Consider the following 21,935-nt stretch of genomic DNA (forward strand, 5'->3'; position numbering starts at 1 on the left):
CTCGCCAAATGAGATGACCTCTTAGGCCCCCGGGCGGATCGTGCTTCCGGTACCCGCCCGGGGAGGCCGCCGGCTCGCGCCCCTGGAGCCCCGGCTCCCGATATGCCAGCCGTCACCAGCCGTCGCCGGAGCGTGGGCGACGGGGAAATGCACGAGCGGCGGGCGCACCGCCGAAGGCGACCTATCCGGCGTTCACGGTCCAGGCCGCCTCGGCCCGCCGCTTCAGCAGAAGATCCACCAGACTCTGCGGACCGAGACCACTGGGATCAACCCTGAGTCCCACGCCCGGCAGGCGGTCGAGGCCCTGCTCAATGGCATCCTCGGACTCGTTCACGACGCGGCCGTCGGCCGCGGCTCGGACTCGCTCCGTGAACGTCGCGGCCTCGGGATGATCCGAGTCGCCGTAGCGGTCCGCCAGGAAAGCGGCCTCCTCGGGCAACCGGTCGATCCCGCGCTGCCGCAGCACCGCGACGGGCGGTCGGAGCACCACGAAGTAGACCGGCCGCCCCGCCAAGACCTCGATCAGCGACTCGAACCCTTCGTCGATGATCGTGTCACTGACGACCGCGGTGATCCCGGCATCCGTGAACGCCGCGGCCACGAGGCACGCGTTGCGGATGCGCAGCGCGTACTGCATGCCGGCGTCGCCGACCAGATGTCCGGTGAGGGGATCGCTGTCACCGGGCACCGGCCACCGGCAACCGGAGACGATCAGTCGCTGCATGTCGTCGCCCTCGATGTGCGCGGCGAGCGGAAGCCCTTCCGCCAGGAGGCGGGCTGTCGTCGTCTTGCCGGCGCACTGGTTGCCGCAGATGATCCAGATCGCGGGGTCCTCGGCTCGACGGCCGGACGATGTGGACGCCGCCGACCTGGTCTGGCGAAGCCGGGCGAAGTCGTTCACTACTGCTCCCATCCGATCGATCAGCGGGGATCACGAAGTGCTGTCCGCTACACGGGAAACGTGTGACCACAGGCGCAGCGTCCGTATGGATGAGTCTTCCCAGGTCGGTGCCACATTGCGGTGGGCGACGAGCTGTGTACGGCGCCGCTGTCGCTCGCGAGGATCATTGCACAGACGAGTCACATGATCGGCGAAGGCTTCCGAGTCATCTGCGAAGCATCCCGCCGAACGCAGTTCGTACGGAATACCGGTGCCACCGGTCGTCGTCGATACGAGCAAGCACGCCCGGCGTAGCGCTTCGATGACCTTTACCTTTACGCCGCCGCCCCACTGGAGCGGGCACACGACGATGTCGGCACGGTCCAGCTCATCGACGAGGTCGTCGATAAAGTTGAGTAACTGCGCACCCGGACACGAGCGGATGTCTCGTTCATGTTCGGCCGACAGATTGATCCCACCGACCTGGAGCACGGCTCCCGGGACGCGCTCACGGACCGTGGGAAAGACGTCGGTCAACAGCCAACGAAGGCTGTCGACGTTCGCAACGTAGTCGTAGTCGGCATAGAAGAGCAGACGCGGAGAAACGAGCCGACCATCGTCGTCGTCACGTGGCTCAGATCGCGCGGGCAGGTGGTCCCAGCCATTGGGCACCACATGGGGGACGACGCTCGGCTCCCTACCGGCGATCTCGGCGCCGTCCTCGGGGGTCAGGGCGATCACAGCACCGGCTTGTCGCCATACCTGCTGCTCGACGGAGCGAAGCCCTTCGACATCGCCGGTCTCGACGGCCTCACCGATCAGCCGCCGTTGCTCCAGAACCAGCGATTCGATGTTCTGCTCGACGACGACGGAACGTGATCGGATCTCGCTCGGAAGAATGGGCCACAAGAAATGACCCTCAAGGTGCACGGCGTCGTAGCCACCGTGCTGCTGCGCCAGCATCCGGGCGAGCCTGGTCGCCGCGGGCGACCGTCGCCTCGGTACCAGCGAGCTCCGTGCCTCGTCGATGAAGACATGCGTGGTGAGCCCCGGCAGGTCGGGAATCTCCGGGGTATCCCGAACCACATCGGATTCGGGCGCGACGATAATAAGATCGACGTCTACGAATTCAAGGGCCCGCATGAGGAGCTTGATGCATCGGATGCGGCCACCCCCGATGGACGGCCACAACATATCCTCTGAGAGGAACAGAACTCGACGGCGGGAACCGAAGTAGATCTCACCGGTTCCGGTAGACTCCACCTGTATTTCTCCCCTGCGTCTTGAGAACCGGATATCTCCACCGGATACAGTCGCAATTTGCGCGCCTCTGCCTCTCGTTGACTGCGAGGGCTCGCGGATCGCAGTGAAGTTTCTCGGCTGTGCGGGCGTTAGGTTCTCAAGATACTTGAGCTGACGCTCGGTGCCGAATCAGTGTGCGCACCGCGGCATCTCGACTTTCAGAGTGGTCTGTGTCGCACGCCTTGTTCAGGGTGACCGACTTCCGACCTTCGGCCGGACTGGATACCGATGCGCGCGGACCCGCGTGGCGTCCGGCCGTCCGCGGTCGCCACTCGTCTCGCCGCCAGGGGCCCGAGCATGGATCAGGTACCCGGGCCGGCATGGCGGGAAGACCACAACCGTCAGCGTCGGCCAGCCGGCCGGCGAGCTCACCCCTCGGAAGTCTCATCCGGGCGATGCGGCAGTGGGAGCAGAGCCTCCATGAATCAGCGACCTCGGTTATCACTGATTGCAGGGCCTGTGTCTGCATGTCAAAACGTGCCTACGCAACCAGAAGAGATCACCCTGACGGGCTGTCATCAAGCGAATCGCGACAGGCCCTGCGGTGGTGCTGGGCTGCGACATTGACACACCCATGCAGATCAAGGAAAGTTGCCTGGGCGGCTGTATAGAGACCGGCATGTCTTGTGCGTCGAGAGCTACAACGGGAGTAGTCAGTTGGAGCAGCAATTTCACATCACCGGGCCACTGGATATCGATCACCGAATTGTCTCAGCACCGTATCTTCGAGTGGTCGAGCAGCGTACGGCAGGTTCGACGCGACTGACGCAATGGGACTTCCGCGTGACGCAGCCGAATATAGAGAGAATGAGCACCACCACCGCTCACTCTCTTGAGCACTGCTTGGGCGTCTTCGTTCGCGAAGCGACCCAGAGCGTCCTGAACATCGGTCCCATGGGATGCCTTACGGGCTTTTACATCACGACGGTCGACGTTGACGGGTATGACCCGATGGCGGATGTTCTGGAGCAGGCGCTCACCACGACCACCTCGATCGAATCCGTCCCGCTGGCGAACGACCGGCAGTGCGGCTGGGCCCAGGACCACAGCGCAGAAGCCGCCATCAGAATCGCTTCAGATCTATTGGCATCCCGTGCGGAATGGCATCAGGTCAAGGCTAGGCAGGCACCTGATGATGAATGAGACGTCCCCTTCGAGTGATCGCGCTGTCGCGGTGCTCATCGGTGCCGGCCGGATGGGGGAGATTCATGCCCGCAACGCGTCGGCCACACCCTCCCTTGAGCTGCGCTACGTCGTGGATGAAGCGAGTGATCGTGCCGACCGGTTGGAGGCCGCCGTCGGCGCGCGGCCGTCGACACTCGACGCCGCGTTGGCCGATCCAGAGGTACGAGCGATGATCGTCGCCACGTCGACAGACGCGCACGAAGCCGTCGTCCGCACAGGAATCGACCGCGGTCTCGCCGTGCTGTGTGAAAAGCCACTGACTGGCGATGTGAGTACCTCGGCCATGCTCGCCCAGAGGGCGATCGAAGCGCGTACTCCTCTCATGATCGGTTTCCACAAACGCTTCGACCCTGTGATCGCCGAGCTACGGCGGGTGCTGTCAAGCGGACTGATCGGTGAGCTGGTCTCGTTGTCGCTGATCTCTCGGGACCCGTCGCCACCTGCGGATATCTACGATATTGGTGGAGGCGCGTTCTTCGACATGATGATCCACGACTTCGATCTGGTCGGCTGGCTCGTCGACGACCGGCCCGCGTCCGTTCTCGCTACCCAGTCCCGCGAAGTAGCACGATGTGTCATTGACCTGGAGAGCGGCCCGTCCATATATATGGAGTGCGGTCGACGATCCGTTTCGTCGTACGATCAGACGATCGAGGTGATTGGAACCGTGGGGGCTGTGAGAATCCTCGATGATGAGCATGCGGTATCGACCACATTTCGTGGAATCGCAGATCGGCGACAGCACTGGGGCGGGCCGCTCCTGGGGGAGGCCGTCAAGCCGTTCTTTCTTCCTCGATTCGCCGAGGCTTTCGCGGCAGAGATGACAGCATTCGGAGCGATGGCGCTTGGGGGTCCGCACGCCGGGGCGACCGCCGAAGACGGCCTGCGGGCGGCACTTCTGGCGGCTGCGGCCACCGAGTCGTCCAAAGCCTCCACCCGCGTTCAGCTAGGGCCGTATCGGGCCGCACGAGCGTCCGCGGTCTGATGGCCGACGGAACACCCGCTCATCGCGCGGGGACTGTCATCGTGACGGGTGCCACGGGCGGAATAGGTCGAGCCCTGGTTCATCGCCTGGCCGCCGACGGTTACCCACTCCACCTCATGGGGCGCTCCAGCCGGGCCTTGAGTGAGCTCGCATCAGACCTCTCTGCCACTTACAGCGCCGTCGACCTGAGCGATGAGCGCGCCGTACGTGAATTCTGTCGCGACTGGCAGGAACCGGTCTACGCGCTCATTCACAACGCGGGGGTGGTTCGCGTCAGCCCGGTTGACGGACCGGACGCCCTGGAGGAGTGGACCGACACGCTCTCGGTCAACCTCCTCGCACCGTATCTGCTCACCAACGGATTGCAGCGCCGGATCGTGGACGGCGGCCGGATCGTGACTATCTCCTCGCAACTCGGCAGTGTCGGCAGAGCTGGATACGGCGCCTACTGCGCTTCGAAGTTTGCCCTGATCGGCGCCACAAAATGCTGGGCTCACGAGCTCGGAGAACGACAGATCACCGTCAATGCCGTGTTGCCGAGTTGGGTATCCACTGATCAGGCCCTGGGCGATGCCCGAAGGCAATCCGAGCAGCAGGGCATTGGTCTGGATGAACACCTGGCTGGAGTCGTGAGTCAGCTAGAGCTGCGAAGAATGACTCGACCAGAGGAGATCGCCGCGCTCGTGGGCTATCTACTTTCGGACGACGCCGCTGGTGTCAGCGGTCAGGACTGGCATCTCACGGCAGCAACCGGTTGAAAACGGCGAGCTCTTGGAGGAGCCAGCGATGATACCAGGCAGCGATCTCTTGGCCAGCGTCAAAGCTAAGCGGACGCGTACATTTAAAATCGCCCGTACATCCGATGTCTTGGATCCGGAGAATCCCGCGCTGCATGAGGCGAGTGGTCTCGCCAAGCGCCAACTGGTCGCGGTCGATGACGGCATCGGGCCCGCGCAGCTGACCCGCCTGGAAGAGTATTTCCGGTGGCGCTCGGTAGCGGCCGAGATCATTGTGCTCAGCGGTGGTGAGCAAATCAAACAGTGGAAGGCCGTTGAGCAGCTTATCGACGCCTTCGGCACGTTCGGGCTGATCCGGCGAAGTGAACCAGTCGTTATCATCGGCGGCGGTGCTGTCATGGATTTGGGTTCCTTCGCGTGCAGCATCTACCGGAGAGGTGTGCCGCACATCAAGGTGCCGACGACGGTACTGGGCTACGTGGATGCGTCGCTCGGGATTAAGTCCGCGGTGAACCTCGGAGGATCGAAGAACCGATTGGGTTCGTTCGTCGAGCCCGCCGCAGTACTGCTGGATCCGACCTTCTTCCGCACGCTGTCGCAACGGGACCTGGTGAGCGGACTCGGTGAGGTCCTGAAGTTGGCCGTGGCGTGTTCCCAACCCCTCTTCGAGGACCTGCGAACGTACGGACCGGAAGGGGTGGCGACCAAGTTCCAGGGGCCGGCCCGGATATTGCTGGATCGCGCGGCGGAGATCATGGTCGAACGACTCGGCGTGGATCTCTATGAGGATGATCTGGAGCGGGTGCTCGACCTCGGGCACACTTTCAGCACCGTGATCGAGTCCGCCGATCCCTCGCGTTACGGTCACGGTGAGTCTGTCACGATCGACATCGTGCTCACTCTCATGATCTCCGCCGGCAGAGGCATGATCAGTTTTGAGGAGGCGGCCACGATCCTCAAGTTCGCCATGTCCCTCGGGCTGCCGGTCTCGCCGCCGGTCGAGGTTGACGGAATGCTCTGGCGGAGCGTCGAAGAACGATCGCAGCACCGTGACGGGCAACAGAGATTCCCCCTGATCGAGTCCGTGGGCGAAATTCGTTTTGTGAACGACCTGATGCCGGAAGAGGTAGAGATCGCGTTACGACGCTTGCGCGCGATCGAGAATTCGGAGGAGGTCCACTGATGCTCGCGATCCTGGGCGGCCAGCCCGTCTGTGACGTCGACTGGCCGCTGTGGCCGCAGCTCTCCGATGAGGGCCGGCGCCGCGTGGACACGGTCCTGCGATCCGATCGTTGGTCGGTGTGCGGACGGGCCCGTGGCGAGCGGTCGTTGGAGCGGCAGTTCGCCGAGCTCTTCGCCGCGTACTGCGGTACTCGCTACGGTGTCGCCACCGATCACGGTTCGAGCAGTCTGGTGCTCGCCATCGAGTCTCTCGGTCTCCCCGCGGGCGCGGAAGTCCTCGTACCGGCCATGACATGGGTTGCGACGGCGACCGCCGTGTACGAGGCGAACCTCGTCCCGGTCATCGTCGATGTGACGGCATCGACGGGTTGCTTCGATCCGACGGCTGCCGTGGCTCGCCTGACGGACCGGACGAAGGCGCTCATCGCGGTTCACCACTACCGTTCGCTGTGCGATATGCCCGCGATCCTGGAATTCGCCCGCGGCGCCGGACTCGCTGTGATCGAGGACTGCGCCCAGGGGCACGGAGCGGTGCTGAAAGGACGCCGGGTCGGAACGTTCGGCGATGTGGCGGCCTTCTCCATGCATCAGACGAAGGTCCTCGCCGCGGGCGAGGGAGGTGCCGTGATCACTGACGACGCCGAGAAATATGAGCGGCTCGTGCAGCTAAGAACCGATGGGCGCGGATACGTCGCGGATCCCGGCTTCGACGCCATGGAGGTCGTGGACGGCAGGTCCGTGATGGGGACCAACCACTGCATGACGGAGATGCAGGCGGCGATCCTGCTGAGCCAGCTGCCACTGCTCGACGAACAGCACGCGGTACGGGCGAAGAGCTGCGCCGTCATCGGTCGTCGGCTCGATGACCTCGGTCTGCCACCGTTCGGGCAGCCTGCGGGTGTAGAGCAGGAGTCCGTCTACAAGTACGCGTTTCGATGGCCGGTCGAGAAACGACGGGGAGTGGGGCTGGAGGCGATAGCCGCAGCGATCTCGGTCGAGGTCGGCTTTCCCGTCTACCGCGCCGACCCTCCGCTGAACGAGCATCCGCTCATGCGGCCCGCGACGCGGCCGCGATACCGGGCCATCGACTCCAGCGGCGCGTTCGAGGGCATTCGGTTCGACACTCCCGTCGCTCACGGGCTCGCCGAGCAGACCCTCCTGTTCCACCACCCTCCGCTGCTCGCGCCCGAGTACGCTGCTCACATCGCGGACGCCGTCGAAAAGGTCGCGCAGTCGATCGACGAACTCGCCGCTCATGAGGGGGAGATCGGTGCTCCCGACGCCGACTGAGGGACCTCGGTAACGTCGCTCGTCTCCCTGTTCTGTTCTCACATAGTTCCAACGGACCCTCGCACAGGCCAATCCGCGCCTGACGCGGAGATCGAGGAGAGTGCTACATGGACATGGCCCATACCGCGCGTGCGGTCGCGGCGGCGACCTCGGTCGCCAATTCGCTGGACCTGCTGGCGGACGATGCGATCGTTCTGCAGAACTCGAACAGGCTGGTGCTGCGGCTGACACCGTGCGACGTCCTCGCCCGGGTCGCCCTGGAGGGTCACGACGCCGCGGAGGCCGAACTCGAACTCGCCTGGCAGCTCGCCCGGTCCGGAAGCCCCACAGGTCTCCCGGAGCCCCGGGCGGACCGGCGTGTATACACGCGCGACGGCTTCGCGGTGACGCTATGGACCTACTACGAACCCGCGACACACCCCACCTTGCCAGCCGAGTACGCCAAGGCGATGGAGCGGTTGCACGCTGGCATGCGCGAGGCCGACATGCCGGGACCGAACTTCAGGGACCGGATCACGGAGGCTCAGGAAGTCATCGCCGACCCGGACCGATCGCCGGAGCTCACCAGCACGGACCGCGCGTTCCTCAGCGGCCGACTGGCGAGCCTGCGACAGGCGATCACCGACCGCGGAGCCCCGGAGCAACTGCTCCACGGAGAGCCGCATCCGGGCAATGTGCTCAGTACGACGGACGGCCCGTTGCTCATCGACCTGGAGACCTGCTGCCGTGGACCCGTCGAGTTCGACCTCGCCCATGTACCCGAGGCGGTCGCCGCGCAGTACCCGGGCATCGATCAAGGACTGCTGGACGAGTGCCGGCAGCTCGTCCTCGCGATGGTCGCGGCCTGGCGCTGGGAACTCGGCGACGCCTTCCCGAACGGACGGCGATTCGGCGAGGAACTCCTGCGCGCGCTGCGCGAGGGCCCCTCTTGGCCGACACTCGACACGATGAACAAGTGATGGGGCGGCCTGCGGCAGTCGCCGGAGATTCCCGCCAGATCCGCGGATGTGATCCCCCCGCAATTCGCGGTGTGACGCAGGAGGAAACCTGGCGTGGAGTACACGGACAGGGAAGGCCGACAGGCTCCTCGAACGTCTCGCCTCATATCCTGGATGGACTCCTGAAGCAGGACAAGAGAGAGGGAGATCGTCATAGCTCACCACGAACACAATCCGAGCCCGGGTGTCGCGAGCGAAAGTGACGTGGTCAGGTACAAACACCTTCCAGTCGTCCTCTCCCACGGAAGGGGCCCGCACCTCTGGGATGTGGCGGGCAACCACTATCTGGATATGACCGGATCGTCAGGGACGAACATCCTGGGCCATAAGGAGCCGCATACGACACTCGCGGCCGTCGACGCACTCACCGATGGAGGCTTCCTCTTCGACGGAAAGTCGGCCGATGAAGTGGCGGTCGGCGAAGTGCTCGCCCGCCTGTATCAGGCGGATGGGGTCCAGTTCTTCCGTACCGGCTCGTGCGCGACGTCGGCGGCGGTCAGAACGATGCGATTGGCGTCGAACAAGGACCGTGTCCTGACGAGTGGATACCATGGCTGGCACGACTGGGCCGCGGAGCAGACGTATCACCCGGCAGAGGGTCGGGTGATCGACTTCGGATACGACCTGTCGGTCCTCCGCGAACTCCTCGACCAAGACGGCGTCGCTGGCATCATCGTCACCCTTCTGGCCCACACCTTCGGGCCGGAGTACTGGCGGGAGCTCAGGGAGCTGGCCAGGTCGGCCGGGGTGTTCCTCGCCGTCGACGAGATAAAGACGGGCGTCCGCTACGGGCTGGGAGGGATGTCGCGCAGCGTCGGAGTGACACCCGACATTACGCTCCTGTCGAAGGGCCTGACGAATGGCATGGCGTTGTCCGCTCTGGTGGACCACAGCGGCCTGTCGAAGTACACAGCGACCACCAACTTGGGCGGAACCTACCGCACCGAGCGAACCCCGTTCGCGGTAGCCCTCGCGATGGTGCAGCTGCTTGAGCGCGAGCCCGGCGTCTTCGATCACCTTGCCCGCATGACCGACCGGTTCGTCCGGGGCATGACCGCCGTCCTTGAGGAGAAGCAGTTCGGCGCCGCGGTGTTCGGCCGGTTCGGAGACATCGAGTTCATCTGCGAGAGCCCCTCGCTCTGGGACGAGCTGCGCCTGGAGGGTCTCGGAGTCGGGCTCTTCCTGCCCGACGATGGCAACATTATGTTGACTGCGGCACATCGACCGGAGCACATCGACACCGCGATCGACGCGCTCGGGAAGGCCCTGTCGCGATGTGCGGATGCTCAGTCCGACGGAGCCGGCGGACGGGTCACCGAATTCGCGCTTCAGCGAGGGTACGGATTGACATCTCGCCAGATCGGAGAATGGGGAACGCCCGACGTGCAAGCCGTCCTGCGGTAGATACGCTCGGCTCGTGCCGAGGACGTGACTATCTCCAGAAGGAGTCCCGGCTCTCGACGGCGTAACAATGAGACCCTCATTGGTTCTCGTTAAGGAGAGCCTTGGCCGGAGAGCGAAGGCCCCCACCCTGCCCGCCACCGGAAGGCTCGGCGGCCTCGCGTGGCCGAGCCGACCTGCGCCCGCCGTGCCCGTCAGGTCGGTCTCATCGGTGCGATCCGTCCCCGCGCACACCATCGCGACAACGGCTCACCGCCTTAGTCATCTCATTTGGTGAGTCTGCGGTAGCAGATGAGCGTGCAGGTGATGCTGGTGAAGGCGAGGAAGTGGTCGGCCTTGCGTTCGTAACGGCGGTGGAGGCGGCGGCAGCCGGCGAGCCAGGCCATGGTGCGTTCCACGGTCCAGCGGTGGCGGCCCAGCCGTCGCGAGGACTCGACTCCCTTGCGGGCGATGCGGTGGGTGATGCCGCGCTTGCGTAACCATCGCCGCAGGTGGGCGTAGTCGCATCCCTTGTCGGCGTGGAGCTTGCCGGGCTTGCGCCGTCGCCGGCCGCGGCGCGAGTGGATCGGCGGGATGCCCTTCACGAGCGGGATCAGGGCCTGGCTGTCGTGCAGGTTAGCCCCGCTGGATCGGGGGTGACGCCGACACTTCGCCAGTGCGCCGCAACGAGACAGCATCCACGAGCAGCCTTCCGACAGGGAGCGATTCGGAAGGCATTTCCTGGTGTCAGCTTCGGCCTCTGGAACACGGCATTGCAGTCCTTGCCGGTGGCTCTCATTAAGACATCGAAGCCGCACTGACTTATAAAATCGGCAACGGTCTGACTGAATATTCGAGGTGAAACGCGTCATCATCGGAGTCACCTTCGGGTTCCACTCTACTCATCGCCATAGGCGGTCGTCGTCCAGACCTCCTGGCTAGATAGAATCACTCACGGATCGCTCGAAGGTTTTCGTCAGGCATTCGTTGGCGTAAGATGCTACTCATGGTCGATCACCCGATTGTCTTGCCCCCGACGGCCGAGCCCGAAGAGGTCGTCGCCATTGTCAGGCGTTATGGCTACGCGATAGTCGAGGATCTGGCTCCGCTGAGCCTTCTCGACGAACTGGCTGAGGAGTCCGCACCTTTCATTGAGGCGTCGGAGCCGGGTCGCGACGCATACGACGGCCTTCAGACCCGCCGTACCGGTGCGCTCATCGCCCGCTGTCCTTCAAGTAGAAGTCTCGTGATGCACCCGCTGGCGGTGGCTACAGCCCAGCAGTTCCTCTCTCACGCATCCGCTGTACAGCTTCATCTGACCCAGATCATCTCCCTCGGTCCTGGGCAGAAGAAGCAGAAGATTCACCGCGATCAAATGGCCTTCGACTTCCACCCCTTCCCGCCGGACTACCACGTTCAGCTCAACACGATGTGGGCGCAGACCGACTTCACCATCGAGAACGGTGCCACCCATATCGCGGCCGGTTCGAGTGCGATGACCGATGAGGAGGCGTCCACCGTCCCGATGTTCCGCGCCGTGATGCGTCGGGGCAGTGTGCTCTTCTACGACGGTAAGGTCGTTCACTCCGCCGGGGCCAACAACACCGACAAGGTCCGAACGGGCATCAACATCACCTACGCCGTGGGCTGGGTCCGCCAGGAGGAGAACCAGTTCGTCGCGTGCCCGCCCGACCTCGCGCGTACCCTGGACGACGACCTCCTGCGGATGATGGGCTATCAGTCGGGTGCGTTCGCCCTCGGCTACGTCGGCGACCAACAGGATCCGCTGGCGGCGTTGCGCGGACGCGAGGAAAAGGTCCCCGTCATCGCTGAGTTCGTCGATTCCAACGATTCGTTCAAGACGTTCGTCGCGGACCTGCCGAGCGCCTAACGGCCAGGCTCCCGTCACGAATCAAGGCCGGCCGCCGACGGCTCCCTGCCGTCGCGGCCGGTCCCTTGCTTCGTGACCGCGCAGCGATTCCACTCATCTTTGTCGCTAATGTCCATGGGCGTATCCGAGCACTGGATGTAGTGGTCTGGTGCGCAGATGTCGGTCCGGTCACCCAGGGCCCTGACAAACGCCGTATGAACGTCACCAACGCCTCGGTAGCCACGGGCCGCCCCGCTGTAGGCGACAAGACGGAACGTTCCATCGCTCAGTGGTTCGGCGAAAGTGGCCGCAGACGGTCCGACGAGGCCGAGCCATGCCTGCCGCAGAGCGGGAAAATTCACCCACCCCTTTCCATGGCGGATCCACCCGGTTCCACTCCGCGCCAGCGGGAGATCGATCGAGCGGTCGATCTCGTCTGGAGTCAGGTCACGTTCCGTCGCGGCGATCAGGAGACTCTCGATCGCACGGAGAATCCGGTGCATCGCCGCAACGGGTATGTATCTCGTGTCGCACAAGAGCTCGATGGCGATGGAATCCGGTTCATCGTAGACATCGATGTAGAAGCGCGTCCCGATGTGTGGCCAGCTGTCGACGAACGCGATGCGCGTCTCGTCCCGTCGTGCGTCGAAGTCATACGGTGCACTTAGTGCCAGCTCGGCCACCGAGCCAATCGCTTCCCTGCAGTCATTGAACTGCCAGCCCAGGTCTATCTTCGCGCCGAGCCGGTATTCGGCGTTCTCCTGGATCGCCAACGCCTGGGCTCTGTCGTACTCACCGTGACAGTACGAGTCCAGCGCGGCGCGGAAGCATCGCCGGCTGATCTCGTCGAACGACAGGCCCTCCGATTCGACGTGGAAGAGAGAGTCCCAGCAGAGGTAGCCGACGACATTCTCGGATTCCTCGACGATCCGGTTCGCGACGTTGAGATGTCCGACGGTCTCTGTATGACCCGAGTACCGGCCGAACACCGTTGACGCGGCCGCGATCAAGACCGCGCTGTTACTGATGCGTGTACGGTCTGCGACCACCGTGAGTGCCATGGCGAGGGCACTCGATGTCATACGGAGCTGCCAGTAGCGATCGCGCTCCTCCGGCACCGTGTCGAAGTCGAACATCGAGGGCGGCGCGCTGGAAAGGATCCGTCGCCATCGATCGAGCGCGGCCTCGTTCGCGGCCTGTCCTGCGCGTGACGACTCGTACGCGGCGACATCGACCGGTTGCCATCCGACCTCCTCGGGAATGGTCATCGAGGGATCAGTCAGAAGCCGGGCGATGGTCCGTTCGACCACCCTCCATCCGCGCAGATCGATGGCAAGGTGGCTGACGCCGAGCACCAGGGCCTGTGCTCGCTCGTCCTTCACGACGATTGCCAACCGGATGGGCCACTCGACATCAGCGCGGAAGCCAGTGCTGACGAGCCCCTGAAGGACGTCCTCGGCCGCATCTTCGACGGTAGCGGCTCCGCAATCGTGAACACGCACTACCAGCGACCCGCCCGCCGCGACGATCTGACGGAGTGTCCCCTCTGAGCTGTGGAACGTCGTCCGGAAGGTGTCGAATCGCTCGACGACGCGCCGAAACACAGTGATCACCTCATCGATCCGTGCTCCTCCGGGCACCGGAATCGTCCATCCCTCGTTGAAGAATGCGTCGTCTTCGCTCATGACCCCCATGGCCCACCACATGCCGCGCTGCGCGTAGGTCGCAGGGGTGTCCGCTTCTCTGCAACCGCTGATGTTCATCTTGATCTGTGCGATCTCGACCATACGTTCGCCACCGCCTTCAAGCTTGGGTGCCGGACCTGTGCTGCGCCTTACACCGGTGATCTCTACCAGGTCGGCGATCTCGATGTGTTCTGCTGAGTGGGTTCAACGGAGCTGTGCTCAATCCGCAGTAACGGACGGGTATCCGTATGAGCGATGTCCGTGGAGAACCCGAGGGTTTTCGACGACCACGATATCGCCGGGGTCAATTTACGGCTCCGAGGCTCCGTCCCCCGAATTGTACGTTGCAGCGTGTTGAATGCAGAAATGGCTTCGGTCGGTATCTCGGGCGTCACCTTCCCCGGCCTTGATCACGCCGCACCTGGTGCCGTCCACGGCTCATCTCCCGATCCGGGTCACCCGGATGATGTGATTCCGGGTCGGGCTACTTCGGCCCCATTGGTCGTGTGTATTAGTACTCCAGCAGCGGTTCGTGTCCTGAGCTGCGTTTTCGGTAGTGGCAGTGGCGGGCGATGGCCTGGTGGCGTCTTTTCCAGGCGGACCAGTTCAGTGCGTGGGTGACGGGATCGTGGTCGGCTCTGGGATGAGCCAGGAGAGTGAGACTGACCCCGTGGAGTGGACACCCTGACAATGGATCTTGATGGTCTAGGGAGGGATGTCCAGGGGGACGCAGGTCTCCGTACTCGGAGGAGTTCAGGTGGGACGCAGTCGCGCTCTTCCGGGCCTCGGCTGGGAAGCGGACGTACGCGGCGGTGGCCGCGGACGGTATCACTGCAGAGTCGCTGCGGACGTGGGTCCGCAAGGGTGAGGCCCCGGCCATATCCGACGGCCGTGACGGCGGTGTCAGCGTGGCCGAGGAACTGGGCCGGCTGCGGGCGGAGAACACCCGGCTGCTCAAGGCCGAGCAGGAGTGGCGCCTGGAGCGCGAGATCCTCCGTCGGGCAGCCGCCTATTTCGCTCAGGAGGTGAAGTGAGCCCCGGCCGCTGAGACTTCATCTCCGAGAACCGCGCCGACCTCGGCGTCCAGCGGATCTGCCGGGTGCTGGGGGCGTCCCGCGCCGGCTTCTACCGGCACCTGGCCTCCGCACAGAAACGTGTGGAACGCCGGGCCGAGGAGAGGCGGACCGCGGCCGAGATCCGGGCCATCCATGCCGAACATCAAGAGGCATACGGCGCGCCGCGCGTCCATGCCGAGCTGCGGGCGAGGGGGCGGGGTGTCAACCGCAAGCGGGTGACCCGGCTGATGCGGGTCAACGACATCGTCGGCCGGCACCTGCGGAGGAAGAAGCGGACGACGATCGCGGACAGGACCGCGCCGCCCGTGCCGGACCTGGTGATACGCGACTTCACCGCGGACACGTTGAACACGAGGTGGTGCGGCGACATCACCTATATAGCCATCGGTTCGACGTGGCTCTACCTCGCCACGGTGATCGATATCTGCTCGAGGAAGGTCGTGGGCCGGTCGATCGCGGACCACATGCGGACCTCGCTGGTCACCGACGTGATCGAGATGGCCGTGGCCTCCCGCGGTGGCCGGGTCCGCGGCGTCGTTTTCCACACTGACAGAGGCACCCAGTACAACGCAGCCGCCTTCGCCGAGGTCTGCCTGCGGCACGGCATCCGCCGCAGCATGGGCCGGGTCGGCTCCAGTTACGACAATGCCCTGGCCGATTCGTTCTTTCAGAGCCTCAAGCGCGAACTGCTCCACGGACGCCGCTGGACCTCGAAGGCACAGACCCGGCTCGAGCTGTTCCACTGGCTGTCGTACTACAACCGGCGCCGTCGCCACTCCGCACTCGGCTACCGCACACCGGCCGAGTTCGAACAACAACTCAACACGTACGCTGTCGCTCGTTGCAGGAAACCCGGTGTCCACTCCCCGGGATCAACCTCAGGGTCTTACCTATGTCCACGCTCGCCCAGATCTGGGGCACGGGTTCCTCCGGTCCGTCGGTGATTGCTGTTCTCCCGAACGGCCTCGCCGGCGTGGTCCTACTCAGCGATACACCCGCGGGTGCCCGCAGCTCCTGACTTGTTGAATTGACCCCAGATGCTCGGTCTGCAGCCGTAGCGTCCAGGCTACCGGTCGGCACTGGCTCGCATAGCTCCTTGCCGCCCTTCGAGCTCGTAACACGATCTTGTTGAAGTGTGCTGGTTGGCCGTGACCAGTGTGATGATTCGGCTGTTCGTGATGGTGTGAGTACTCGGCCGTGGATCGTGGACGACGACTTGTGGGCGCTGATCGAGCCGCTCCTGCCGCCCTGGCCGGAACGGTCGCCGGGGCCGAGGCCGGTGTCGGACCGGCTCTGTCTGCAGGGCATCCTGTTCGTCCTCCACAACGACATAGCCTGGCAACTCCTGCCCCTGGAGCTGGGCTTCGGCTCGGGGCAGACGTGCTGGCGCCGACTGGAGCGGTGGCAGGAGGCAGGAGTCTTCGACCAGTTGCACCGGGTCCTGCTCGCCGAGCTGAACGCGGCTGGCGAACTCGACTGGTCACGTGCGTGTGTGGACGGTTCACACATCCGCGCGAAAAAGGGGGCGCCGACACCGGTCCGTCGCCGGTCGACCGGCGCAAGACCGGCAGCAAGCACCACTTGATCTGTGACGGTCGCGATACCCCGCTCAAAGTCATCACGACCGCGGCGAACGTCAACGATGTCACCCGGGCCCTCGCCCTGGTCGACGGCATCCCACCCGTCGCGGGCCGCCCTGGCCGGCCTCGCCGCCGACCAGACGCCCTGCTCGGCGACAAGGGCTACGACTCCAACCGGAACCGAAAGGTGCTGCGCGAGCGCCGGATCCTGCCTGTCATCTCGCGCAAGGGATCACCCAACGTCAAGAGCATCGGCAAGCTCCGCTACGTCGTCGAGCAGACCTTCGCGCTCCTCCACCAGTTCAAGCGTCTCGCCGTCCCCTGGGAACGCCGCACCGAACTCCACGACGCCTTCGTCTCCCTCACCTGCAGCCTGATCTGCTGGAGACGCCTCAAGAAGACACGCACATGATCGTGTTACGGGCTCTTCGGGCTGGCTTATGATCCGCCTGCCCCCGCCTGCCACCTCGCCCACCAGTTGTCCACGGCCCTGACCAGCACACTGAAAAGTGCCGCTACCTCCACCCGGTACTGGCCCTCCATCAGAACGGATACCTCCAGCAACCGCACAGCTTCCTGTGCATCCGGTGCCAGATCCGCAAATCTCCCACCCATATCGCTCACACACCGTCAACGCGCATGAAACCGAGATGTTTCAGATCAGCATCTGTACAGTTGGCGCGACTTGAATGCCGGTGAGCGGCGACCGCGAGGAGAGGACTGTCGTTCCGGTGTCGGCGTTTGGATGCGTCGGCCATGCGAAGGTCTCTTGGTTGCCTGAGATTATTGGGGAGTGACTGACCTTGCGGCATCCTGCGAAGAACGATCTGTTCACCACGGTCGTCATGGCTCATCCAAAGCGGGCCGAATCCGCGAGTAAACTGGCCAGAACCGTAGGGCCCGGTGTACGAGTCATCTTCGACCCTGACCCGGACGGGCCACCCAGCAGTTCGCGTGCAGCCGCGCGCGCCTGGCGGTACTGCGACACGACCGCTGGCCATCACTTGGTGCTGCAGGACGATGTGGTGCCGACCCCCCACCTTCTGGAATCCGTCGGCCGGGCGATCTCCGCATATCCGGACGCGGTACTTGCCTTGTACGCGAACTCCAACAGCTGGCACGGGGGAGCCGCGCGAGTGGCATTGCTCGCCGGCTACGGTTGGGTCAACTGGGCGCCACTGGAATACTTTCCCACCGTGGCGGCCGTTATGCCCTGTCGTATCGCGCATGAGTTCGCTGAGCTCGCCGAGCGACAGGACAGCGTGGACAGTGACGCGGATGCCAGAAAGGACGACATGCTCATGCGGTCCTTTCTGGCAGCCAGGAAGTATCGCGCGCTGGTCAGAACGTCGGCCCTGGTAGAGCACAGGGCCATGGTCAGCATCGCGGGAAACGACATGAACGAAGTCCGCCGGTCTGTCCGCCTGGCTGCGCCGGATGATGTCCCGGATGCCAGGGAAAGCCTTCTGGCGGAGGTGCCGGCCTGGCCGAACTTCGCTTATCGCCGGGCCGTGCTGAAGATGCCGGTGAAGCATGACCGGAGCAGTTTTCGGACTCAAGGCCGTGCGGATCACCTGATGAGTGTCGGCCTGCGGTGGGATGAAGTCCGTGCTCTCTCCGACGAGTTGTGGAAGGAACTCCCCAGTATTCCGGAACGGAACTCCACAGCACGCAGGTTCGCGGAGGAGTTGTGCCTTGCCTCGTACACGGCCGGCTGGACGCTGGCGGCCGTCCAGGGGCCGGGCGTCGGGCGCCCTCTCCGCTCGCCCGCCACGGACGCCGCGCTCCGCTCGTACGCCGAAGCCGGTTTGGCGTACGAGAGTGCCGTCGACCTCTGGGCAGATCATTTCGATATCCTGGTCGACTTCATGTGGTGGCTGGTCGAGATCGGTCGGACTCGCGCGTAGGCCCGGTTGCCCGAGCGGGCGCTGTCAGCCGGTCACCCCCGTGTATCGCCGCAGACTCATGTTCCACAGCAGCCTGGAGGCGACAAACGCGGCCAGGCCGATCACCGGTGAGAGCAGTGCCACCGTGGCTGGGACGCCGAGACCTTCGATATGGTCGGTGAGCACAGCCGCCGGGAAGTAGGCGATGAAGGCCAGCGGCAGGACGAAGGTGAAGGCCGAGCTCACCAGGCGGGGCAGGAAACTCAGCGGATAGCTGCCGAACATTCCGAACAACTCCTCGATCCATGTGCTCCACGCCGACGAGGAGGGGAAATGCAGGTGCCCACTCGACAGGGCCGTAAAAATGGCGGCCTCCATTAGAGTGCCGCCGATCAGGCCCGCCGTCACGTAGAGAATCTGTGGCAACGTCCACGCCAGGTCGACCATCATGACCGCGCCGGTGAACATCGAGACACCAACAATCAGGTCACCCAGGGCATTGACAGGGAATGCGGACAGCTGAACCTGCCGGTAGACCGGCATAGGGCGGAGGAGAAACGCATCGAGTCGGCCCTCTTGGACCAGGACGGACAGTTGGTAGGAGCGGCCGAACAAGAGCGCGTGGAAGCCATGGCTGAGCATCCGCATAGACGCGATCAGCAGCACGGCGTCGCTGGGCCAGCCACCCATGTCAGGGAAACGGCCGAGCAGCACGGTGGCGAAGACAATGATCGACACCTGCCACATGATCCCCAGTACGACGTTGGCCAGGAAGTTGGAGCGGTACTGGAGTTCGGCGCGGAAGCTTAGCCCGACAATCCTCAGGGCGATACGCCAGGCGGCCAGGAAGGCACGGAGGCGGAGGGCCATCCCATCAGCCACCCTGGGACTCCACTCGCTCGCCCGCCCTGCGCCAGAGCATTCGGGTGAGCACGGCGAGCCCGATCACCCAGGTTATCTGAACAGCCAACTGGCCAGGCAACGCCGAGACATCGAGCCGGCCTACGTAGAAAGACAACGGCACTCCTAAGGTGTACTGGAACGGCAGCGCCGCGCTGAGAGCACGGAACCAGCCAGGGAAGTACCAGAGCGCCACGTAGGCCCCGGACAGCAGGTTCTGGACGAAAATCAGGATTTCCACCCCCGCGCTATTCTTGATCATCCAGAAGCACAACTGGTCAGAGATCAACACCAGGTAGTAGAGAAGAGCCTGGCCCAGTGCTAGGGTCACCGCGAACGCCAGGCCCGCGCCGACGGAGGCGGGGGGCGACACCACGCCGATGGCGAGACAGATGGCGTAGCCCGCACACGCCCAGCCGAAACCGTAGAGCTGATCGCCTATCCCGCGGAGGAGATGGTAGCGATGCGGCGGCAGCGGGCGGAGGTACCAATACGCGATCGTGCCGGAGTGCATGTGCTGGAAGACGGTGTCCTTGGCGGCCGAGCGGTTGGCCGTGCGCATGCGCAACGCGAGCAGGGCGAGCACCGCGTAGGTGACCGCTTGGGGCATGGTCATGCCCGCGCTGGTGGTGGTGCGCGCGTACAGCGCTTGCCACAGATAGACCATGAGGAAGATATGTACGGCGAGCCGGGTCGCGGCGGCGGTTATCCGCGTGGGCGACAACATTTCGCCGCGGGCCGTGATGCTCATGGTGTGCCACGTCGCGCGGACGGCACTCACGCTTACCTGGCGCGGCGTCATCGCGGCTGCGCTTTCTTTTCATTGCACAGGTAAGCCGCTCGCATGGCGTCCTCCAGGTCGCTCTCCTCCACCCGGATTCCGGTGACATCGAAGTTCTCGATGATTCTCCGTATCGCCTCGTGCGCGGTCGCTATACCTCCCTGGGAGGCCGGCCCGAAGACGATCGCGGGTCCGTTCTGGCTCAGCACCCGCAGGCCATCCGGGCACTGGAGGGGAGTGGCCGCCGCTAGCCGGTGAGCGATCGTGGTATGAACCCGCCAGCCGTTACCGAATTTCGCGCGGATTTCCGCAGATGTTCCGTCAAGCACCATGCGGCCGTGGTTGATGAGTACCACCCTTTCCGTCAGTCGCTCGACTTCTGTCATATCGTGCGTGGTGAGGAGTACGGTTCTCCCACGGCGGTCCACCTCCTGCCGTAGCAGCTCCCGCACCTGTTCCTTCACCACCACGTCCATGCCGATTGTCGGCTCGTCAAGGAATACGACGGAGGGCTCGTGCAGCAGTGCCGCGGCCAGGTCACACCGCACTCGCTGACCTAGCGAGAGGTGGCGGACCCGGGTGTCCCAGAACGAGGACAGCGTCAGGATCTGGTCCAGCTCCCGCAGCCGCCTCCTGTGCTGGTCGTCGGCGACGCCGTAGATATCACGCAGGATCCGGAACGACTCCCGGGCGGGCAGGTCCCACCAGAGCTGTGTGCGGTGACCAAATACCACCCCGATATTGGGCGTGCTGCGCTTACGGTCCCGGTACGGAATCATTCCAGCTACTGTCGCCTGCCCGGATGTGGGGGTGAGGATTCCGGTCAGAATCTTGATCGTCGTGGACTTCCCGGCGCCGTTCGGCCCGAGCAGCGCCAGTAATTCGCCTCGCGCCACAGAGAAGGACACACCGGCGACCGCCGTCTTTGTTTCCATCTCCGGTGCGAACAGTGAACGCAGCGTTCCCACGACCCCCTGGGCGCGCCGGGCGGAGCGGAAGACGCGAACGAGTTCTTGTGCGTGAATTACGGTGTCCGTGCCGGCCACGTTTAAAGGCTGCAGGCCACTCATCTCCCATCACAAGTGTCGAATGAATCGAACCAGCACGTTACAGCACGTGAAGTTCAGCGAGCTACCCCGTGTTGACGCTCCTGGGCCCGCGTGACGAAATCGGCCGATTATCGAGCCTTTTCCAACCTCATGTTGAGGCGTGGTGGAGGACGAGGACTGCCTTCACGATGCCGGTGATCCGGTTGGTGCTGCAGCGGAGCATCCGCAGGAGGCGCCAACCTTTCAGCACGGCCATGGCCTGCTCGCCGACGCAGTGGATCTTGGCATGACTGCTGTTGTGCCGTCGCTTCCAGCGCTTGAGCCGACGGCCCCGGAAGGGGACTCGAATGTGTCGGCCGGCGCCTTGGTAGGCCTTGTCCGCCCAGCACTTCAGTCCCGCGGCCGCGAGCGCGTCGACGATGCCATGGCTTCAGGCCGCGGTCAGGTCGTGAGTGGCTCCGGGCAGAGCCGGGGAAGCCCAGAGCAGTCGGCCGAATGGGTCGGTGAGGACCTGGACGTTCATGCCGTGCCGCTTGTGTCTTCCCGAGTAGTAGGGGGTGTCGGCGGCGATCCGGTCGATCGGCAGCAGAGAGCCGTCCAGGATCACGAACGCTTTCGTCCGGACCATCTCCATCGCCTGGGCCAGGGTGGTGCGCGAGCGGCCAGGACTGCGATGGCCTCGTGTATGTACCGGTAGACGCTCGTGATGCCGATTCCGAAGCCGGCGGCAAGCTGGGCATAGGTGTCGCCGCACCGCAGGTGGGCCAGGGCGAGCAGGGCCTGGCGGCCGGCGGGCAGGCGTCGCCACCGGGTACCGATCTCCCGTCGCCGGACTGCAAGCTGCTCGGCCAGGTGCTGCAAGGTACTGCTGGAAAGATCGATCGACGACGGGTAGACAAGCACGCGAAGCTCCTGGCGGACACGGGTGATCTTGGTCGAGAACCCGTCTACCAGGAGCTTCGTCGTTCCTTACAGCCCGCACGGACCAACACCACAGCCCCACGGGCAGGTTGAAAAGGGCTCAGTGATGCGACGGGTTTCGTTCACGCCACGTTCCCTCTGGAACCTGATACGTGCGCTTAGCATCCTTTTGGCTGCAGAGGCAGACCAATCGGCTCGGGAAGGATGCACGGCTAGATATGGAACACTTAGAGTCCATCTCATTTGGG

Annotated in this window: 16 protein-coding genes and 3 pseudogenes; 11 read left to right on the forward strand and 8 right to left on the reverse strand. The window is 64.3% G+C overall.

What is annotated here, in order from left to right:
* Positions 1 to 181: 181 nt before the first annotated feature.
* The gene (locus AMK24_RS31845) at positions 182 to 901 is read right to left on the reverse strand and encodes a hypothetical protein (RefSeq protein WP_073772362.1); all 720 of its coding nucleotides are present in this window, start codon (positions 899 to 901) and stop codon (positions 182 to 184) included.
* A gap of 30 nt (positions 902 to 931) precedes the next feature.
* Entirely contained in the window at positions 932 to 2,143 is a 1,212-nt protein-coding gene (locus tag AMK24_RS31850) for a glycosyltransferase (RefSeq protein ID WP_073772363.1), read from the reverse strand.
* Between the two features lie 696 nt (positions 2,144 to 2,839).
* Here AMK24_RS31850 and AMK24_RS31855 point away from each other — a divergent pair.
* The 7 genes from AMK24_RS31855 to AMK24_RS31885 all read left to right on the forward strand — a co-directional run bounded on the left by AMK24_RS31855 (position 2,840) and on the right by AMK24_RS31885 (position 9,963).
* Positions 2,840 to 3,325: an S-ribosylhomocysteine lyase gene (locus AMK24_RS31855; RefSeq protein WP_073772375.1), complete on the forward strand. Its 486-nt coding sequence runs from the start codon at positions 2,840 to 2,842 to the stop codon at positions 3,323 to 3,325.
* A complete protein-coding gene (locus tag AMK24_RS31860) occupies positions 3,315 to 4,352 on the forward strand; it encodes a Gfo/Idh/MocA family oxidoreductase (protein WP_079190742.1) in 1,038 nt (345 codons plus the stop codon). The genes AMK24_RS31855 and AMK24_RS31860 overlap by 11 nt, the downstream gene beginning before the upstream one ends.
* Complete coding sequence (locus AMK24_RS31865; protein WP_073772365.1) at positions 4,352 to 5,110, forward strand: SDR family NAD(P)-dependent oxidoreductase; 759 nt, start codon at positions 4,352 to 4,354, stop codon at positions 5,108 to 5,110. The genes AMK24_RS31860 and AMK24_RS31865 overlap by 1 nt, the downstream gene beginning before the upstream one ends.
* A gap of 28 nt (positions 5,111 to 5,138) precedes the next feature.
* Positions 5,139 to 6,272 (forward strand): sedoheptulose 7-phosphate cyclase, encoded by a 1,134-nt coding sequence (locus AMK24_RS31870; protein WP_073772366.1) that lies wholly within the window; start codon positions 5,139 to 5,141, stop codon positions 6,270 to 6,272.
* On the forward strand, positions 6,272 to 7,561 hold the full coding sequence (locus tag AMK24_RS31875; RefSeq protein WP_073772367.1) for a DegT/DnrJ/EryC1/StrS family aminotransferase: 1,290 nt from the start codon (positions 6,272 to 6,274) through the stop codon (positions 7,559 to 7,561). The genes AMK24_RS31870 and AMK24_RS31875 overlap by 1 nt, the downstream gene beginning before the upstream one ends.
* Before the next feature lie 113 nt (positions 7,562 to 7,674).
* A complete protein-coding gene (locus AMK24_RS31880; RefSeq protein WP_073772376.1) occupies positions 7,675 to 8,520 on the forward strand; it encodes a phosphotransferase in 846 nt (281 codons plus the stop codon).
* A gap of 243 nt (positions 8,521 to 8,763) precedes the next feature.
* Positions 8,764 to 9,963, forward strand: coding sequence for an aminotransferase class III-fold pyridoxal phosphate-dependent enzyme (locus AMK24_RS31885; RefSeq protein WP_073772368.1), 1,200 nt, complete (start codon positions 8,764 to 8,766; stop codon positions 9,961 to 9,963).
* Between the two features lie 263 nt (positions 9,964 to 10,226).
* Here the strand turns inward: AMK24_RS31885 and AMK24_RS31890 are convergent.
* Positions 10,227 to 10,586 (reverse strand): annotated as a pseudogene (locus tag AMK24_RS31890) (transposase); the annotation flags it as partial.
* A 359-nt stretch (positions 10,587 to 10,945) separates the two neighbouring features.
* Here AMK24_RS31890 and AMK24_RS31895 point away from each other — a divergent pair.
* A complete protein-coding gene (locus tag AMK24_RS31895) occupies positions 10,946 to 11,830 on the forward strand; it encodes a phytanoyl-CoA dioxygenase family protein (RefSeq protein WP_073772377.1) in 885 nt (294 codons plus the stop codon).
* A 14-nt stretch (positions 11,831 to 11,844) separates the two neighbouring features.
* On the opposite strand, the gene AMK24_RS31900 is transcribed toward AMK24_RS31895, so the two are convergent.
* Positions 11,845 to 13,596, reverse strand: a complete 1,752-nt coding sequence (locus tag AMK24_RS31900) for a condensation domain-containing protein (protein WP_073772370.1) — start codon at positions 13,594 to 13,596, stop codon at positions 11,845 to 11,847.
* Positions 13,597 to 14,219: 623 nt separating this feature from the next.
* Between AMK24_RS31900 and AMK24_RS31910 the strand changes: the two are divergent.
* The 3 genes and pseudogenes from AMK24_RS31910 to AMK24_RS31925 form a co-directional block, all read left to right on the forward strand.
* Positions 14,220 to 15,391: pseudogene (locus AMK24_RS31910) on the forward strand (IS3 family transposase); the annotation flags it as partial.
* Between the two features lie 362 nt (positions 15,392 to 15,753).
* Positions 15,754 to 16,562 (forward strand): IS5 family transposase gene (locus AMK24_RS32920; RefSeq protein WP_443333918.1). Its coding sequence is split into 2 segments (ribosomal slippage): positions 15,754 to 16,086 and positions 16,089 to 16,562, totalling 807 coding nucleotides; the frame shifts between segments, so codons are not numbered across the junction.
* 595 nt (positions 16,563 to 17,157) lie between these two features.
* Positions 17,158 to 18,057, forward strand: coding sequence for a hypothetical protein (locus tag AMK24_RS31925; RefSeq protein ID WP_143203765.1), 900 nt, complete (start codon positions 17,158 to 17,160; stop codon positions 18,055 to 18,057).
* Between the two features lie 24 nt (positions 18,058 to 18,081).
* Here the strand turns inward: AMK24_RS31925 and AMK24_RS31930 are convergent, their stop codons facing one another.
* The 4 genes and pseudogenes from AMK24_RS31930 to AMK24_RS31945 form a co-directional block, all read right to left on the reverse strand.
* On the reverse strand, positions 18,082 to 18,918 hold the full coding sequence (locus AMK24_RS31930; protein ID WP_338012718.1) for an ABC transporter permease: 837 nt from the start codon (positions 18,916 to 18,918) through the stop codon (positions 18,082 to 18,084).
* Positions 18,911 to 19,687, reverse strand: coding sequence for an ABC transporter permease (locus AMK24_RS31935; protein WP_242435347.1), 777 nt, complete (start codon positions 19,685 to 19,687; stop codon positions 18,911 to 18,913). The genes AMK24_RS31930 and AMK24_RS31935 overlap by 8 nt, the downstream gene beginning before the upstream one ends.
* A 47-nt stretch (positions 19,688 to 19,734) precedes the next feature.
* Positions 19,735 to 20,763: an ABC transporter ATP-binding protein gene (locus AMK24_RS31940; protein WP_384579866.1), complete on the reverse strand. Its 1,029-nt coding sequence runs from the start codon at positions 20,761 to 20,763 to the stop codon at positions 19,735 to 19,737.
* Between the two features lie 151 nt (positions 20,764 to 20,914).
* A pseudogene (locus AMK24_RS31945) lies at positions 20,915 to 21,669 on the reverse strand (transposase family protein).
* Between the last annotated feature and the right edge of the window lie 266 nt (positions 21,670 to 21,935).

Source organism: Streptomyces sp. CB02366 (genome assembly GCF_001905905.1).
In the GTDB taxonomy this organism is placed as follows: domain Bacteria; phylum Actinomycetota; class Actinomycetes; order Streptomycetales; family Streptomycetaceae; genus Streptomyces.

Coding starts and splice junctions, on each gene's coding strand:
- AMK24_RS31900 (WP_073772370.1), bottom strand. CDS start 13,596: ATGGTCGAGATCGCACAGATCAAGATGAACATCAGCGGTTGCAGAGAA.
- AMK24_RS31860 (WP_079190742.1), top strand. CDS start 3,315: ATGATGAATGAGACGTCCCCTTCGAGTGATCGCGCTGTCGCGGTGCTC.
- AMK24_RS31895 (WP_073772377.1), top strand. CDS start 10,946: ATGGTCGATCACCCGATTGTCTTGCCCCCGACGGCCGAGCCCGAAGAG.
- AMK24_RS31875 (WP_073772367.1), top strand. CDS start 6,272: ATGCTCGCGATCCTGGGCGGCCAGCCCGTCTGTGACGTCGACTGGCCG.
- AMK24_RS31880 (WP_073772376.1), top strand. CDS start 7,675: ATGGCCCATACCGCGCGTGCGGTCGCGGCGGCGACCTCGGTCGCCAAT.
- AMK24_RS31865 (WP_073772365.1), top strand. CDS start 4,352: ATGGCCGACGGAACACCCGCTCATCGCGCGGGGACTGTCATCGTGACG.
- AMK24_RS31870 (WP_073772366.1), top strand. CDS start 5,139: ATGATACCAGGCAGCGATCTCTTGGCCAGCGTCAAAGCTAAGCGGACG.
- AMK24_RS31935 (WP_242435347.1), bottom strand. CDS start 19,687: ATGAGCATCACGGCCCGCGGCGAAATGTTGTCGCCCACGCGGATAACC.